The 17,420-nt window shown below is 41.3% G+C and carries 14 protein-coding genes, 1 rRNA gene, 1 pseudogene and 1 riboswitch; of the genes and pseudogenes, 3 read left to right on the forward strand and 13 right to left on the reverse strand.

What is annotated here, in order from left to right; genetic code table 11:
- Positions 1-304: 304 nt before the first annotated feature.
- The gene (locus BAA9072_RS23600) at positions 305-2,404 is read left to right on the forward strand and encodes a putative bifunctional diguanylate cyclase/phosphodiesterase (protein ID WP_201717002.1); all 2,100 of its coding nucleotides are present in this window, start codon (positions 305-307) and stop codon (positions 2,402-2,404) included.
- 403 nt (positions 2,405-2,807) lie between these two features.
- Here the strand turns inward: BAA9072_RS23600 and BAA9072_RS23605 are convergent, their stop codons facing one another.
- The 10 genes from BAA9072_RS23605 to BAA9072_RS23650 all read right to left on the reverse strand — a co-directional run bounded on the left by BAA9072_RS23605 (position 2,808) and on the right by BAA9072_RS23650 (position 12,225).
- Positions 2,808-3,929: a sensor histidine kinase gene (locus tag BAA9072_RS23605; RefSeq protein ID WP_201717003.1), complete on the reverse strand. Its 1,122-nt coding sequence runs from the start codon at positions 3,927-3,929 to the stop codon at positions 2,808-2,810.
- 196 nt (positions 3,930-4,125) lie between these two features.
- A riboswitch (cyclic di-GMP riboswitch) is annotated at positions 4,126-4,211 on the reverse strand.
- Positions 4,212-4,575: 364 nt separating this feature from the next.
- Entirely contained in the window at positions 4,576-5,598 is a 1,023-nt protein-coding gene (locus tag BAA9072_RS23610) for a MupG family TIM beta-alpha barrel fold protein (protein ID WP_201717004.1), read from the reverse strand.
- Positions 5,595-6,953 (reverse strand): PTS transporter subunit EIIC, encoded by a 1,359-nt coding sequence (locus BAA9072_RS23615; RefSeq protein WP_408015265.1) that lies wholly within the window; start codon positions 6,951-6,953, stop codon positions 5,595-5,597. Before BAA9072_RS23615 ends, BAA9072_RS23610 begins: the two co-directional genes overlap by 4 nt.
- 93 nt (positions 6,954-7,046) lie before the next feature.
- A complete protein-coding gene (murQ, locus tag BAA9072_RS23620; RefSeq protein WP_201717006.1) occupies positions 7,047-7,949 on the reverse strand; it encodes an N-acetylmuramic acid 6-phosphate etherase in 903 nt (300 codons plus the stop codon).
- 239 nt (positions 7,950-8,188) lie between these two features.
- The gene (locus BAA9072_RS23625; protein WP_201717007.1) at positions 8,189-8,749 is read right to left on the reverse strand and encodes a competence protein ComK; all 561 of its coding nucleotides are present in this window, start codon (positions 8,747-8,749) and stop codon (positions 8,189-8,191) included.
- A gap of 262 nt (positions 8,750-9,011) precedes the next feature.
- On the reverse strand, positions 9,012-9,311 hold the full coding sequence (locus BAA9072_RS23630) for a DUF5658 family protein (protein WP_201717008.1): 300 nt from the start codon (positions 9,309-9,311) through the stop codon (positions 9,012-9,014).
- Positions 9,312-9,419: 108 nt separating this feature from the next.
- On the reverse strand, positions 9,420-10,046 hold the full coding sequence (locus BAA9072_RS23635) for a TasA family protein (RefSeq protein ID WP_201717009.1): 627 nt from the start codon (positions 10,044-10,046) through the stop codon (positions 9,420-9,422).
- Positions 10,047-10,072: 26 nt separating this feature from the next.
- Positions 10,073-10,648, reverse strand: a complete 576-nt coding sequence (gene sipW / locus BAA9072_RS23640) for a signal peptidase I SipW (RefSeq protein WP_201717010.1) — start codon at positions 10,646-10,648, stop codon at positions 10,073-10,075.
- 6 nt (positions 10,649-10,654) lie between these two features.
- On the reverse strand, positions 10,655-11,485 hold the full coding sequence (gene tapA / locus BAA9072_RS23645; RefSeq protein ID WP_201717011.1) for an amyloid fiber anchoring/assembly protein TapA: 831 nt from the start codon (positions 11,483-11,485) through the stop codon (positions 10,655-10,657).
- Positions 11,486-11,625: 140 nt separating this feature from the next.
- The gene (locus BAA9072_RS23650; protein WP_201717012.1) at positions 11,626-12,225 is read right to left on the reverse strand and encodes a CalY family protein; all 600 of its coding nucleotides are present in this window, start codon (positions 12,223-12,225) and stop codon (positions 11,626-11,628) included.
- Positions 12,226-12,559: 334 nt separating this feature from the next.
- Between BAA9072_RS23650 and galU the strand changes: the two are divergent.
- Positions 12,560-13,467 (forward strand): annotated as a pseudogene (gene galU, locus BAA9072_RS23655) (UTP--glucose-1-phosphate uridylyltransferase GalU).
- A 762-nt stretch (positions 13,468-14,229) separates the two neighbouring features.
- Entirely contained in the window at positions 14,230-14,355 is a 126-nt protein-coding gene (locus BAA9072_RS24575) for a hypothetical protein (protein WP_269139977.1), read from the forward strand.
- A 69-nt stretch (positions 14,356-14,424) separates the two neighbouring features.
- Here BAA9072_RS24575 and BAA9072_RS23665 read toward each other — a convergent pair whose 3' ends face one another.
- From BAA9072_RS23665 to rrf, 3 genes are all read right to left on the reverse strand, one after another.
- Positions 14,425-15,261, reverse strand: a complete 837-nt coding sequence (locus tag BAA9072_RS23665; protein WP_201717014.1) for an SGNH/GDSL hydrolase family protein — start codon at positions 15,259-15,261, stop codon at positions 14,425-14,427.
- Between the two features lie 438 nt (positions 15,262-15,699).
- Positions 15,700-16,539, reverse strand: a complete 840-nt coding sequence (locus tag BAA9072_RS23670; protein WP_201717015.1) for a tyrosine-type recombinase/integrase — start codon at positions 16,537-16,539, stop codon at positions 15,700-15,702.
- A gap of 755 nt (positions 16,540-17,294) precedes the next feature.
- Positions 17,295-17,411, reverse strand: a 5S ribosomal RNA gene (gene rrf / locus BAA9072_RS23675).
- Between the last annotated feature and the right edge of the window lie 9 nt (positions 17,412-17,420).

Here is a 17,420-nt window from a genome sequence, read left to right on the forward strand (position 1 = left end):
ACGGCCCATTTCGTCTCACTTGAATATACGTTTTTGCCCATGCAAAAACACCTCCGTTTTCAGTACTTGTAATAAGTGTACCATTTCGGAGGTGTTTTATATTGTCCCATTTAATTATGTTAGTCTATTCCCTTCCTTTATATACACAATTTTTTATTGCCTGCTTCATAGTTCTGTCACGTTGATGATTTCATACGATATCTTCATCCAGCGGTTCATTTATTTCGCTCCAATCTTTTTAGTGATTTGTTTTTTCACTATTTATCTGTCACTCCGGCTATTTCAGAACGTGAATACGGATAAAGTGAATTTCATAAAGGGAGGGTTCATTTTTTCCCTGATTATAATGACAGGGAATTTCGCCACTTATATTGGGTTGATTTATCCTGATCTCGACTTCAAACCTATGTACCTATGTTTGACGATTCTGATGACACTTGGTGTGACGTTTCCCTTTTTCCGGATGCTCCTGCAGCTCAATAATCAGGAAAGCAGTTCTTATACGGTAAAGCAGCATGTGTTTTGGAGCATTGTGATGGGACTGGGCTTTTCCGGTATTACCTATCTGACAGCATACTCCCTACTTTCACCTGAGAAATATGGATCGTACCTTTCCCTGGTAGAAAACAATCACATGGCTCCTTTCATTATTGAAATGGCCATCCTGCTGGCTCTATGGTTTATTCCAGATCACTTGGCCAATGATTTGCATAAAAAACAGCTGATGGAGATTTATGAGAAGGAGCAGGAATACAAATCCTTATACGAAAATAACCTTTCAGCCATTTTCACCTATAATCGGGATGCCGTCATTATAGAAGCAAATAAACGTGCTGCGGATATGACGGGCTATCCTTTAGATATGATGATCGGAAAAGGATTCCGTTCCTATGTAATGGAGAAGGATTTGGATCAGATTCTGAAGGCTTTTCATCAATCATTACAGGGTGCTGCAACGAAATTCGAAATGGAATTTCCCCACAGGAAAGGACACATCATGTCCATCCAGGTAATCGTGGTGCCGAATTATCTCGATGGAGAAGTGACGGGAGCTCATGTTTTGGCGACGGATATAACGGAAGCAATAAGGGATAAGGAACAAATCCAGTACCTCGCTTATCACGATGAGCTCACCGGATTACCAAACAGACGACATTTTAATGAAGAGTTTGAGAAAAACGTTCAACAAGGACATGACCAGATGGCCATCCTTCTCCTCGACCTGAATCGATTTAAAATCGTCAATGACACACTGGGCCATGGGTATGGTGATGAGCTCATTACCCGGGTGGGGAAAAGATGCTTGAACGTTTTGGGAACGAACGGGTTCATTGCACGGATGAGCGGCGACGAATTCATCATCCTTCTGCCTTCCATCAAAAACAGGAGCGATGTCCATAAGATGGCGGCAGCGATTCATAAAAGTCTGGAAACACCTTTCGATATCGGGGGCCACGAGATTATGACGTCTACTTCCATCGGGATCTCCCTTTACCCTCATGACGGCCATGATCTTTCTACCCTTTTGAAAAAAGCGGATATCGCCATGTATACGATGAAAAAGAGCGAAGGAGCTTATCAACTTCTATTTTCTGATCAGTTGGAAGAGAAAGGGATCAACCCGATTGAGCTCGAGGAAAACCTTAGAAAAGCTCTGAGCAATGAAGAGTTTGAACTGTATTATCAGCCTCAACTCTCGTTGACGACAAACAGGGTCGTCGGAGTGGAAGCCTTGATCAGGTGGAACCATCCGGTAAAAGGGCTGATCTCGCCAGCAGATTTTATTCCTTTGGCAGAAGAAACGGGGTTAATCATCCCCCTTGGAAAGCGTATTCTGATTGAGGCTTGCAAGCAGCTGAAGTGTTGGATAAAGGAGGGCCATGAGTTCAAGATTTCCATCAATGTCTCATCCCGGCAGTTCCATGATGCCACCTTTGTGGAGATGGTGCGCACCGTATTGACTACATACGACGTCCCCCCTGCCCTCATTGAACTGGAGGTCACGGAAAGCACGACAATGCATCATGTGGAAGAAGCGTTAGCGAAATTGGATGCTCTACGGGAGATTGGCGTATCCATTGCCATCGATGACTTTGGAATTGAGTACAGTTCGTTAAGCTACCTGCAGAAATTCTCCATTCAAACGTTAAAAATCGACCGAAGCTTCATTATGGGGCTGGATGATCATGAGTCCAACAAAGCGATTGTTTCCGCCATTTACGCCATGGCAAAACATTTGAAGCTGACCATTGTGGCAGAAGGTGTGGAAACTGAAACTCAATTAGCATGGCTGAAGGAATTACAATGTGAGTATGCCCAAGGCTATTATTTCAGCAGGCCGGTACCGGTTGAGGGACTGAATGATTTTATCGATGGAAGGGAAACTGCTGTCGTTAAAGGATAGAAAAACGGGAATAGACCGATTAAATCTGTCTGCGCCTACTGATAAAGAGATCGCAGTTCATGATCCCCATTTCTTGAAGTTAAGTGACTATATTGTACCCTGGTGGGATTTCCGGGGTCCTGCCAGGTTTTCTTAATAAAAGAGACTGTTTTTTTGAAAGTATCGATTAAGGATGAAAGAGTGGATTATTGATATGGAGCCATATGTGCAATGGGCGAAGCGACCGTATCCTTTTATGCACCTGATTGAAAATAATCGCGCCCGTATGAAAATAAAAATTCCATTTTTTGATAATCGTGCCTCCATGTCGAAAAATCTATTTTCTGCATCCTAACACCCTCCCAAATACCGTCACACAGTTCCCATTAAAAACACCTCATTCCCAATGAATGAGGTGTTTCCATTACATCACAACATTTGATTCCACTGGAATGCCAATTGTAAACGTTGTCCATTCCTCATTTGACTGACAGCTGATTTCTCCATCATGTTTTTCAATCAGCTTTTTACAAATATAAAGACCGATCCCCGTTCCAAGATCCTTCGTTGTATAAAATGGTTCAAAGATCGCTTCGATGGTTTCCGCTTTAATCCGCGGTCCGTTGTTCGAAATCTCCAGATTCGCCTTGCCATCTTTCACATCACCGGTCACTTTAATCTGTCTATGCCCATCCACTTCCTGAAGGGCATCGATGGAGTTCATAATGAGGTTAAGAAATACCTGCCTTAATTCATCCCTGTTTCCAACCACCTTGATGTCATCTTCACATTTGAATTCGATCGAAACCTCCCCATCCAGGAGACTCGGGTATAAGAATTCAATTATTTCTTCCAGATGATGAGTGAGAACTATCTCTTCCCTCGTACTATCGATTAAATCCTTTCTCGATACGTGGAGAAATTGGGAGATACGGTAATTCAATTGCTGAAGCTCATGCTGCACGATATCCAGGTAGGGAAGGTCAGGGTAGCCGTTCTGTAAGAGCTTTGTGAATCCAATGATGGAGGTCAGCGGATTCCGGAATTCATGAACGAAGCTCGAGCTCATCTGACCCAGGATCGTCAATCGTTCTTTATGCGTCTGGTCGATATAAAGCTCTTTTTCCTGAAGCTGCTGCTCTTTAATCTCCGTATATTTTCTGACGGCCAGATAGGAAAAACGGTCAAATAAAGCATTGATGTCTTCAATCAACGGCTGTAATTCCCGCAATTCGATTCCAGAATTGCTCACCCATTTAATAATAATGCTCTTCCCTATATTCACATTGTATACAAATTCGCTTATATTTACGTTGGCATTGACCCGTTCCAGAGCTGTTTTGTGAGCAAGTATGGTGATCTCTTCTTCACTCAGCGGGGTCACGATCGCACGCTTCACTAATTGAAACATCTTCACCCCATTGTTCAAAACTTCTTCTTTATATAAGTCTTTATCAGAAATAACGATACTTCTGCGCCAATTATGTAGAAATTCGTCTGAATGGCTTTCTAAATAGTGTATTAACTTGGTGGAAGCATTAGTCATGAATGGCAATCCCTTCATTCCGGTTATTGTCGAAATATTCATTGATATAATCATAACAGAAAAAAAGGAAGAAAATGATAGTCATTTGATATTTCATGGAATTAGAAAGATAAGAATGTAAAGAAAAACAAAAGATAATAAAGAAAGAGGCATTAACAAGGTGTCTTGAGCGGTTTATGGAGGGAAGTATTGCGTACACGGTAGCTGGCCGGCATTGTCTCATTGACAGAAGCCCCTGTAGCTTTGCGTCACCATTTTTCAATGGTTTTGCCTTTATCGTACGCGTTAGGAGTATTTAAAATACCAGTTTTAAAATATACGCTTTCTTGGGTTTTGGAAAACTTTCATAAAGATACTGTTTTCTTCCGATCGAAAAATCTTTATCCCTATCATTTTTAATGGTGTCCAAATCTCTTTCATATAATAACCCGGCATTTGAAAATCCCCCTTATAATAATTATTAATTTAGTAAAATACTTATATTTACATTATAAAATAAATATCAGAATAATCTATCATTTAGGACGAAATACTTATCGACAAATTTCTCAATAAAGTTTTTTCATTTTATTATAACGAACACAATAAGAAGTATTTAACCGTAAGTAATTGATTCACTCAAGCTATTACAAATGAAAAAGGAACTTCACTGACTGAAGTTCCTCTTAATCCTTATCCTTTGACCTGACTCTAACAGATCGATTAGACCCAGGCATTCTGTACTAATTCTCCCCACTACATTCACTGCAGGGTTACTCTCTAAATCACGCCGAACAATCTGCATTTCACCCTTATAACGCCCATACAAGTCGTTATCCCTGGTAATCGTTCCCTTTGGCCTTTCCACGGTATTCAGTGGAGGTACGTCGCCAGCAGTCCTTGTATCCAATATCCGAAATACATCCCGACCAGGATCCGGCCTGAGCTGGTACTCTCCTGCGATTTCATCGCTTCCTCTGTAAGTGAGTTCGATGACGTTTTCCTGGTCAAAGCGTTCAAGCTTTTGCAACAGGCCTTTGGAACAACCGGGATCGCCAACGAAAACACCTCTCACTCCCCAGCGCTTCAATTGCACGGCACTGACATAAGGACTTTGACCCCGATGGTCTTCCAGGGTAGGCAGCCCAAGATGTAAAGGGCCCCTCTTCTTTTCGTCCCCTGGTATAAACGCATAGATCGGAATGCCAAGCGTATCATATAAATCTTGCTGCTTCAGAAAATACTCCTGATCCAACCCCGTTTCCGGCTTAGGATAAAAGTTATGCCAGGCAATCATCTTTTCTGTTCCAAGCCCGCAATCAATCCATTGCTGCAGTTCTTTTTCACAAACGGTACTGGCATTGATGGCAATCTGAAAATGATGGGATAACTCCAGCATCTCCTCGGTCGTGAAACCATCATCTAGCCTCAGGGACGTGACGCCCAATGCTTTCAGCTCTTCAAAATCATGGAGTCCAAGCATAGCAGGCGTTTTCTTCGACACATCGGCAAACACCTCAAATCCTTCTCTATTAAAAAGGGATAGGAGATCGCCCACACGTTTGGGGCTTACTCCTGATTCTTCCGGGATATTAAGTGAAGTAAAGGCCAATTTGATCCCCGATGAAGAGGCGCGAAGAATTCTCTCTTCGGCATCTTCATCAGACAAATAGACGGATATTCCGATCATTCAAACTCACTCGCCATTTCATCCTTGAACCCGAACAGGTACGTCAGAGCAAATCCTGCTGCATAGGCAATGAATAGTCCAAGAGTATAGTAGAGAATCTCTCCGGCGTTGACTAAGAAGATCAATGGCAAACCGGATACCCCAATCGCGAACGTCGCAACATCGAAGTATGCCTGGAATGCTCCACCGAAACCTGCTCCTAAACAGGCTGTCAGGAACGGTCTTCCTAATGGAAGGGTCACACCGAAAATCAGTGGCTCACCGATACCAAGCAACCCTGCAGGCAGGGCACCGCCGATGGCTCTCTTCAGTTTCTTCTTCTTCGTTTTCATGAAGATCGCAAAGGCCGCTCCTACCTGACCTGCACCACCCATTGCAAGGATCGGCAACAGCGGGTCGTCCCCGATTGTGTTGATCAGTTCTAAATGGACAGGTGTCAGACCTTGGTGCAAGCCTGTCACAACCAATGGCAGGAAGGTTGCGCCAAGTACAAATCCTGCAACAAGACCACCCATATCAATTAGAGAAAGAAGACCATTGGTAATCACATCTGATATAAAACCACCAACCGGCATAAATACCGTATATGTCAATAAACCAGTAACCAATAGCGCGATCGTAGGCGTCACAATGATATCGACCGCCTGAGGGATAACCTTTCGAACGTTCTTTTCAACATACGCCATGAAGATGGCTGCAATTAACACACCGATCAAGCCGCCCCGGCCAGGAAGCAGATTTTCTCCGAACAGCGTCACGTCGCCAATTGCGGGATTGATGATCAAGATCCCGGCCAAGCCACCGAGCGCCGCTGATCCCCCGAACTCTTTCGCCGCATTCATCCCGACAAGGATACCCAGATAACCGAACAATCCACTACCGATAATGGAGAGCATCATGACAAGCTGGGATTCCCCATTCAGCCAGCCTGCCTGCACGAAGAACTTTGTGAACCCTGTGATTAAACCTGACGCAATCAACGCAGGAATCAGGGGAATGAAGATATTCGCCACGCGCCTTAGCAGCAGCTTGAATGGTGTCGCGTTCTTCTTCTTCAAATCCGCCTTTTGCTCTGCAGCACGAGCCTTCAGATCAAGGTCCCCTGCTTCTGCTGAAACCAGCTTGCCGAACTCTTCTGTCACCTTATTGACCTTACCCGGTCCAAGGATGACCTGGTACGTCTCATCTTCCACAAACCCGAGAACCCCTTCGATGTTTTTGACCTCTGTTTTCTGAACAAGATCTTCGTTATACACCTTCACTCTCAATCTCGTCATACAGTGTTCATAGCTTGCGATATTATCAGCACCGCCAAACCGTTCTAAAATGACTCCAGCCAGCTCTTTATTCGTCAATTTCACCTTCCCCTTTCATTCTTTCTATCTATTGATGTCCTCTCCACCCTAATTCTATGAACAGTAGAGGACATGTACCCCTATACGAAAAGACTATTTTTCAATGGCCAGCCGGACATAACCGTTGGCGTCTTCCAAGCGGTTCTTCGCTTCCTCATACCCACAGCCCAGGGTAATCATCACAATCGAAGGCTTCACTTCATTATTTGCCTTCTTTAAAGTCGCCGCTGCCGATTCTTTATCAGCCCCCGTGATGCTTTCGATGATTCCGATTGCCCGCTGCTCAAGCTTGTAGTTACTGATGTTCACATCCACCATCAAGTTTCCATAAGCCTTCCCAAGCTTGATCATGGCCGCTGTGGAAATCATATTCAGCACCATCTTCTGAGCCGTACCCGCTTTTAATCGTGTGGATCCCGTCAGTGCTTCAGGACCGGCGTCCACTTCGATCGCATGATCTGCTTCTGCAGAGATTTTCGATCCTGTATTACAGGAAAGTGCGACTGCAGTCGCCCCTAACTCCCTTGCAAATTTCAAACCTCCGATGACATAGGGAGTACGGCCGCTCGCTGCGATCCCGACAACTGTATCCACAGAGGTCAGTCCGATTTCCTTCAGGTCGGTCACACCTAATTCCTCATCATCTTCGGCCCCTTCCACCGCCTTCACGAATGCCTTCTCGCCTCCTGCAATCAAACCGACTACCACGTCACTATCCACACTGAAGGTCGGCGGACATTCCACTGCATCCAGGACACCGAGTCTGCCACTTGTACCGGCTCCCATGTATATCAATCTTCCCCCTTGAGAGATAGAGGTCACGACCTTATCAACCACTTCTTCTATTTGTGGGATGACCGCCTTAACAGCCTCGGCCACCTTTTGATCCTCTTCATTCATCATGTGAAGAATTTCACCGGTACTCGCTGTATCGATTCCAAGCGTATTCTGATTCACCTTCTCTGTTGATAATTCAAAAACATTATCCTCTTTCACAAGTCATTCCTCCCAGAAATCTGTATGCGTTTTCATTAACTCTATTATAATCATGTTTAAAATAATATTTCAATTGAATTTTATATTATATGAAATTAAATTTTATAATAGACCATTATTTTAGGTGGGAATAAAGGAGAAGTTTTCTAATTTCATGGAACAACGACAAATAGGAGTTGGAACAAGCTCCCTACTCCTGTTTTAGTCTATTCTATTCAATCCCTTTAAAGGTCCGTCCCTCAATAATCGAGAGTGGTATCATCTCCGAATTCGGTCAGGTCCTGGATGCTTGAATGGAATCCGGGCAGATAGAGTTCGGTTTCGTTTCGATTCATGGATGAGATCGTCGGGATGGTGGAGAAGTGCGTCATGGTGACAGCTGCCCGCTCCCTCTGTTTGGTGATCACACTCTCTGAACAATTGATTTCAAGGTGCTCACCGTTGGTAAAATGGACATAGGTTTTTCCTTCTGAGGTGGAGGTTGATTCAATGTGCTGGCAGAACAGCCACATACAATCATAATCGGTTGGGGCCATCGTGGGTATCGCATAGATGTATAGTTGCGGGCAAATCATCAGAGGTGTCTTTCTCAGGTAGTCGAAAGCGTGCCGGACGGCTTTGATCCTTCCATCGTATGTGGACCTGTACGCCATACAGGATTCATCCAAAATATCCTTGGAGGATTTCCTGCTGAAAGTCTTTCTCCCCCCGAAATCATGGATGACCGACTGATGAACCCCATCATAAGCCGGGACTACCGCCACTGTCCTTCGAGTAACCATCTCTTTTAAACCTTTCAAATCTAACACCATCCTTTTCTTCTATAAATAAGCCTCTATTATCTGAATCTTTATAGATATGAGACTTTATAACCATTATATACCATTTCCAGAATATTTCCATTTATAATTGAGGTTTTTTTAGAAAAATCTCATAATTTGAGGAATTGGATTATTTCCTGGGAGATAGTGTCGAAACAAACCATTGAATGTAAATAACGGTTAAATCTATCGGAAATAAACATGAAGCAGCCTCCCTTTAGAGAGAGGCTGTTGATTTCTATCACATAGCCGTTTGGATGATCCAGAAACTGTGAAGACAAAATACGAAGAGATACATGATACCAACAACGAATGCCATGGATGTAACCCATTTTATACGTGGAATTTTATCGTAAAATACAAGAATGAGCAGAAGGAGAGATAAAATCATTTTGAAACATAAGAATAGTGTGGGGCTCATGCTATATAACTCATTCATAAGTGGATTGGCTTCTACCATAAACGAGCCATTAAGCCCGATGAAAGAAATGATTCCATCCAGCATATTCATGAAAGCCAACCCAAGGAACAGTTTCTTCATACGTCACCCCCATCCATCGCACCGAAATTGTTACTCCTTTTCTCTGATGAATATTCCTTGTTACATTGAAGCAAAAAAGAAAGCCTTGATGTACTTCTCATCAAGGCTTTATCCATTTACCATATTCACTCTTCTTCGATATTGATAAACATAAACTCCAAGTCCGCTGAAAAATAGTAGCCCGCCTATCAATAGAAGATTATAAATGACCGTCCCCGTATTCGGAAGTGTGATTCCACCAACCGGAAGAGACGCTCCCACTATACCTTCCGCTTGAAAGGTGAATTTCAGTTCAGTCATGAGCCCTTGAAATTCATTCCCCAGATGTTCAGGAAACTCGATCTTAAAGGTCATATCTTCTTCTCCTGAACTGGCAAGTTTACGTGCATCAAATCCTTTGAATTCTGAAACCTTCCCCTCATAGATAACCCCTTTTCTATTCGACAGCGTCATCATCAGCGCGTTATATAATTGATCAGAGCCAGATTTCACTTCCGATGACATCGTATACTGAAAATCCTTCAATCCCTGATTTTTAACCTTGATCGTTTTCGTTGTCCAGTCACCCGGCTTCATATTATCCACTTGAAAGAGTATACCTGTCGGTGAAGTTGCAATATCAACTTCATTTGTCGTATCCCCTTGATCGGCTTGAACCTTTTCCATGGAAAAAACGAAGAATCCAAGCAAGAAAACGATGCTGATTGTTAACAAGGTGAATCGCTTATTACCCATAGACTCCACTTCCTTCTTAGACATCTTTAAGATACATTCTTATCAATAGACTCTGACGGTTTCTTTATCTCAATCTGAGAAATGGCTTTACCAATGACAAAGCCTGAATAGCAAAGGAGTAACAGTCCTGGAATGATGAAGAGGAAGGCTCCGTTTTTGGAATTCATGATGTTCATGAAATAGCCTAGGTAAGGGATGGTGAACCCTGTATATTCACCTACAACATTTTCCGATAACACAGGCTCTAAGTCTGCAGCATCATTATTGTCCCCTTTAGTTTTGTACATCACATGATCCCCGCTCTTTATTACCTCAGCAATCCTGTGAGTAACCAGCATGTTTTCTTCTTGTTTAAAGGTGATCACGTCACCTTTTTTGAACCTTGTCATATCACCGCCTGGTTTCACTGCTATGATGGATCCTGTTTGAATACCGGGTTCCATGGATCCGGAAAGGACCGTTTTAATTTGCTTCCCAAATATTTCAGGTTCTCCTCCAGCTGCTTTTGAAGATACGACCACGATGATCATCGTGAAAAGGACGATGTATAAAACGACTGTAATACTCGAACTGATGATTTTCCTAATCTTCTTTGGCCTCACGTGTAATCATCCTTCCTTTTGCATAGGCGTCTCGGATTCCGGTGCTTCTGTTAGAGACGGCACTTCTTTTCCTTCACTCTTATCTTGTTCTACGGTTTCATCCTTTTTTTCTAATTTCGTACCAGTCTCAGGACTCACTTTATCTGGCGTTTCCACTTCTTCTTTGACTGGTTCACTTTCTGTTTCAGATGCTGCTTTCTTTTGTTCCGCTTTTTGCTCTTTTTCTACAGATACTGATTTTTCTTCTACCTCTTTCTCAGGTACAGATTCTGACTTCACTTCCTCTTTATCTTGAGGTTTTTTAACTTCTTCACATTTCACTGTAATAGTTTCGCTCCATAAGTCCTGTCTACTATCATCTTTATTCCCATGACCCGGCCTTTGAAGAGCTCTAAACTTGTAGTTACCCGGTTTACTTATCTCAAATCTGAGAACATCGACCTGTTTGGAGACAATCGGCTGAATAATCCCATCTCCAATCTTTTGTCCTTTCATAGGGTTTCCACTCTCTTTGTAAAACACTTCAAATTCTGTGGTCCCTTTCATATCTCTTCCATTATTTTTGATTTTTGTAGAAATTTTAATTGGAGGACATGCCTTCACTACTATTGTCTGATCTTTATTTAAGAAGGCCAATGAGCTTTTATCCCACTGAGAAGACTCTACTTCCCATGTTCCTGCTGTTATTTGCCCAGTCACCTGATCATGATCATTAAAGTAGGCATCCGTACCGGAACTGAGATAGGTTCCAGTAATAATGACCATATACCAGATGGCAAAAAGCTGTAATACAATACTCCAACGCTTAGAATTTGTTTTATACTTTCTTGACCTCAAGAATCGAATGGCAATCACGTCCTTTGGAGAGGGTAAGTTAATCCTGTTCAGGTTGCATAATCTGTTTATATAACCTGAACAGGATTAAGAGTTTGATAGTAGAAAGAAAGGTGGGTGGCCCCACCTTCCCTGATTACCTCTTACTTAGCTTCCCCTCTGCCTTGTTTACCTTCGAATGTCCATTTAAGTTCCAAGGAATCTCCTTGGAATTGGTTTTGATCAGAACCACTTTCAACAAACTCATAATTTACATAGAGTGTATCTGAAGTACCTGCGGCTAATTTACCTCCCCTTTCCTCTAACCAAGGAATGAATATGTTATTCTCGATTGCATCAGGTGACATGTTTTTCAACTGATCTAAAGTTGTGTAAAATATAACTCCATCACCTTTATCAGCATTCAGTAAAAAGTTGACTCGGATATGTTTACCGAAATCGTCATCGTTTGCAGCTGCTCCTTCTTTATTCGTTACTGTATAGTCAGTTTTCAATAAAACCTTAGCAATGTCTAAAGTTCCATCGTTTTTTAGTTTAAAGCTACGTGTCATCCAATCTCCCGGCTTAATGTTCTCCACATCAATAATGGTCGTAGGAGCTGCATTAATATCTAGTGTACCTGACGCAAATGTGGAAGATGTATCAACGCTATCACTAAAATACGCATATGTACCCCCACCAATCAGTGATACACCTAAAACCGCTGAAGCGACACCCAAACCTAATTTTTGTTTAATACCCATCCAAAATTCCTCCTCGTTTTCAACTATATTAGTTCGTTTCAAAGTTTTGTTCTTTTTAACGAACTTACAATTGAAGTATATGACAGAGTACCCAGATTGAAAATGGTTAAATATAGTCATTTTTCCATTAAAAAGAACAATTATTGTTCTCTATCTCGTATTTTCTTCCCATTTCTTACTCTTTTGTTTTTTATCAAGAAATAATAAATCATTATTAAGAACGTTCTTGCAAACTTATTTATTATTAAACCTGCGTAATTTTCTACTTGCTTTATCATATATGAGCATACATTCTGATAAAATTAGATACATGTACATAGTGGAGGCTGATACAATGAGGGATTCATCATTATCAAACATCAGGCTAGAGGTAAAAAAGGTCATCATTCCCGCAGCAGGTTTAGGAACACGATTCCTTCCTGCAACGAAAGCTCAACCGAAAGAAATGCTTCCCATAGTAGATAAACCTGCCATCCAATATATCATTGAAGAGGCCGTTCGATCGGGAATTACCGATATTATCATTATTACAGGACGCGGCAAGCGCAGTATTGAAGATCATTTTGACAAATCCTACGAATTAGAAGCCGCATTAGAGAAAAAGAAAAATGGAGTGCATTAGAAGAAGTTCGATCGATTGCCAATCTCGCAAACATTCACTATATCAGACAGAAAGAACCCCTCGGATTAGGTCATGCTATACTTTGTGCACGTACTTTTATAGGTGAGGATCCCTTTGCTGTTATGTTGGGGGACGATGTAATCGATTCAGCGATACCTTGCCTGAAGCAATTAATTCAAGTATTTGAAGATAAGCATGTACCGATACTGGGTGTACAGGAAGTGGTGACCGATGATGTTTCAAAGTACGGAATTATCAGAACTTCCATGAACGTGAAAAAAGACGTTCGTACCTACCCTGTCACTGGATTAGTTGAAAAACCACATCCCAATGAAGCTCCTTCCCGTTTAGCTATCATGGGGAGATATATTTTGACATCTGATATTTTTACATATTTAGAACAGATAAAAGTTGGCTCAGGTGGAGAATATCAACTGACAGATGCCCTCAACCAGTACAGCCGGGAATCTCCTGTTTATGCAAATGTATTTGATGGACTTCGCTATGACATAGGGGATAAACTGGGATTTATCAAAGCAACCATTGATTTTGCCATGAAAACACCTGAACTAAAGAATGAAGTAACTCAATATCTCAAAGGCTTACGGTATAATGAGTGAACAAGAAAATGATCATTTCCGTAATTGGTGGTGGATATGTAGGGCTGGTAACGGGATTTTTCACCAGGTGATGTGCCTCGACTGCGATCATGAAAAAATAGACCAGTTGAAACGCGGAATTTCACCAATCTCCGAAACCAGGTTGGAAACCATCCTGTAACGTACTCTTAAGAATCAAACCATTTTCTTTATCACATCATCTTCGCCGTTGGCCCCCTCTCAGCTGACGGCTCTGCCGATCTTTTAGCTATTTAAGAGCACTCTAAACGAATTGCATCCTTTATCCAAAACGAAGAAATCATCATTGTCACCGAGTGCGACAAACTAAAGAATTAAGACGTGGATAACCGACCATTTGAGTACTGGAAACTCAGGTTCCTGATTGAACTCGATACATATTAAACATTCGTTTAATATAACGCACTCGTGTATCAGTGGTCTTTCACCCATTAAACAAACGTTTGATTAGTGGGTGGTCTCTTCACTCTTCACCACAAACTTAGATATCCACGACATTTTATGACACCCTCCATTACCATCCTCCCATACTAATACATAATGACAATACACGAATACTCAAATGAAAATGCTTATTCTTCATTATCGAATCTTTTAAAAAGGAAATTCGGCGAAATTTGTAAGAAAGATACATACGATTTCCTATTCATTTTGAAGGGTTTATCATAGAGAATAGAGGTAGTAATCCATACGATATTAAAAGGAAGCAGTCATCAATGTTATCATAAAGAACGGAGGTATATTGTGAAAATACTTCATAAGCTTCTTGCCACTTACTACTTCACTCTTATACAAAGTTGCCTGGATGAAAAAATGAAGGTCCAATTTCAGCAAAAACTGAAATTTCATGAATCTAAATTTACAGCCTAAAAAGCGTTTTCATCCAAAAAAGCCCTCAATGTCATGAGGACTCTATTATTATTTAGATATATGTGACAACTATTCTACTCCAACATCCCTTATAAAATACTCCTTCAAGTACTCAGCCCATGTTTCATTTCCTTTCTCATTTGGTACATTTTCTTCCGTTAATAATTCTTCAATTTCCTTCTTATTATAATCCGGCCAGCCTTTCCAATGGTCCAAGTAAATATAGTTGTTTTGTTTAGCGTAACGTTCCAAATCATTTTCTTCATTTGGATAATAAGTGGCTCCATAAATGGGATTTGAAGGCTGAAGCAAGATGATCATGTCCGGATTCGCTTTCTTGAAATTCGTTATGATCTTTGAAATGTTTTTCAGTCTTTCAGACATCTTGATCTCTCCATTGTCATAAAGCAAAAAGGGTTCCAGTAAAAGAATGTCGGGCTTCATCTTTACCATGTTTTTATATATATTTTCTTTAACCACCTCTTGCGACGTTTTTCCGTCGATTTCCTTAATCGTGACTTGGATTAAGGAATTCCCAATTGTCTCGACCAATTGCCGTTCCAGCAAATCCGGCCATGCCCCCTCCTCTTGTGAAGTGGAGGAAGAACCGGTAATCAGAAGGTGTACAGGACGCCTCTCTTCTATTGCCTCTTGAAAGACAGGCTGCAATTCCTTTGGCAAGAAGTTGACCTTATCAAGCTTTATCAATCTATCTTTTTCCCTTTCTCTTTCCACCTTCTGATTCTCATTAGAATTTGATTTTTCTACACTACTTTCATTACTTCCCTCTTTTGTTTCATCTACCTTTCCCTGGATAGCACTAACCTTTTGATTCCAGTGGTATTTCCCGCCTATTACTGTTGAAATGGTCATAATGGCCAGAATGACTAGCAGAAACTTCTTCACCTGTACTCCCCCATAATCTAGCATTTTGTAACTCTATGATACAGAAGAAGTCTTACATATTTTGTATATATGTGTAGAGGACCGTCCAAAAAGTTCCGACAAAATAAATGAAGAATAAAATATCAGAAAAATATATCTGACGGTCATATTAAGAGAAAAACGCTTAAAAAACCCCTTTATCACTTTATGATAAAGGGGTTCTGACATTCATTACTCAATTAACCTGGCTATGGGCGCCCCACACTTCTCACATTTACCTTGCAACACAATTTTATGGTTCTCAGAACCTACAATATAATCAATAATCGTAGTCACTCCACAGTTTCGACAAAAAACATTTCCCACAAGTTCCATGCGTATGTTACCTGGTAAGGCCATCCATCTTTTATTTGCCAGTTCATCCTTACTCATATCCTCACCTCACTTCATTAAGTGCACTTATGATTCCTTCGAAAAAGTTCGTCGAATCGCCTTCTCAAATTCAGTATCAGGAACACGCGACTTCGCATACCTTTTCGTTACATTGATGTCCCTATGTCCCGCCAACTTAGATACCACTTCAAGGCTGACACCTTTATCGATAAGTTGCTGACAAAACGTATGACGCAATTTTTGAGCATTTATATGATACTTTTTCAACATATATTGCACCGACCGCTCGGTTAAACGCTCATTATTTTTAGAAACGAACACCGCTTCCTTTGGTTGGAAAGCATCCAGATAAAAAGAAAGATGCTCTATCAGTTCTTCAGACAGAGGAATGATCCTATTATCTCCATGGGTATCCAGTACGTTTACCTGTTTCGCACTAAAATCTATGTGGGATATATTCAGTGCACAAAGCTCTGAAACCCGAATACCCGTATGAAGCAACATATAAACAATCGCTGTGTTTCGTTTATTTTCACTACCCCTTACTTCGGATAGTAGTGTTTCACACTCTTCCTTTGAAAGGGTTTCGATTTCTTCCCTTTTAGTTCCCTGCTTGATCTTTATATCAAACGTAATGGCAGGTCTCTTTAAATATTTCGCATAGGTTCGAATCACACCAAGAACCTTATCCGTCGTGGTAGGACTTTTTCCCTTTTTCTCTAAAAATAATATATAGTCCTGAACATCCTTCTGAGTAATGTCTTCAAGTTCTTGATTATAATCCTGAAGCCATTTCTCATATTTCTTAAGTTCCTGATGGTAAGTCGAGATGGTATTTGATGATTTTCCTTCATGTTCAAGCCATGTTAAAAATTGATCAATAGTAGCACTAGAAGACTCTTGCAAGTGTACCACCCTTTCGAGTCAAACCTCTGTTTACTATTATCGTAGAGCTTATAGATGAAGAAGTCAACTTCTCCGAATGTATCGTAGAGAATGAAAAAAGAATGATTTTTTTTTATAGATTTGGTCAAATAATACAAAAAAGGGGCTATTCTTTCTTCCTCATAGCCTTTCCACGTCCTACTTTCACAGAGGTATCTCATAACTTTCATGTGCGCTGATAGCTTTGACTGGTGATGCGCGGCCAGATTTTTTCGTTCGTTTCTCTGGTTCAGAGTTCTCGTATGGAATCCAGAATCCGGTTTTCTCTCCTATGTGTCCTCGATCCGGACTCTTCCCAGACAACAGGCAGATGCTCCAATCCTAAAATAGCGTCTCTTTGGCTATTTTTAATCTCTTTCTGATACGTTTTTAGCTATAATAGACAATTTTAGCTCTGAATGGGGACTTGGATGGGTACCTGGCGAAGGAAAAATCTGCGGATTTTATATAAATCACCTTCACATCGAGGAATCATGCGGGATATGAAAGCAATCATGCCGGATGGAGGATCATCATGCGAGAATTCAATTTTTCGTGCGACATGGTGATTAATCATGCGCCATTTCAAAGAATCGTGCCATAATGTCGAATTTTCTTTACGACGCCTCGTCTGGCATCCTTCACTGAGAGATTCAAATACTTCCTATGATTTTCAAACCAACCTCATCAAAACAAAAAAAGAGTAACTCCTAAGAGCTACTCTTTCTTCACAATTTGCCTGGCGACGTCCTACTCTCACAGGGGGAGATCCCCCAACTACCATCGGCGCTGAAGAGCTTAACTTCCGTGTTCGGCATGGGAACGGGTGTGACCTCTTCGCCATTATCACCAGACGACTATTC

It is taken from the genome of Rossellomorea arthrocnemi, assembly GCF_904424705.1.
In the GTDB taxonomy this organism is placed as follows: Bacteria; Bacillota; Bacilli; order Bacillales; family Bacillaceae_B; genus Rossellomorea; species Rossellomorea arthrocnemi.

Coding starts and splice junctions, on each gene's coding strand:
- BAA9072_RS23635 (WP_201717009.1), bottom strand. CDS start 10,046: ATGGGTAATAAGCGATTCACCTTGTTAACAATCAGCATCGTTTTCTTG.
- BAA9072_RS23610 (WP_201717004.1), bottom strand. CDS start 5,598: ATGATCGGAATATCCGTCTATTTGTCTGATGAAGATGCCGAAGAGAGA.
- BAA9072_RS23605 (WP_201717003.1), bottom strand. CDS start 3,929: ATGACTAATGCTTCCACCAAGTTAATACACTATTTAGAAAGCCATTCA.
- BAA9072_RS23630 (WP_201717008.1), bottom strand. CDS start 9,311: ATGAAGAAACTGTTCCTTGGGTTGGCTTTCATGAATATGCTGGATGGA.
- BAA9072_RS23650 (WP_201717012.1), bottom strand. CDS start 12,225: ATGGGTATTAAACAAAAATTAGGTTTGGGTGTCGCTTCAGCGGTTTTA.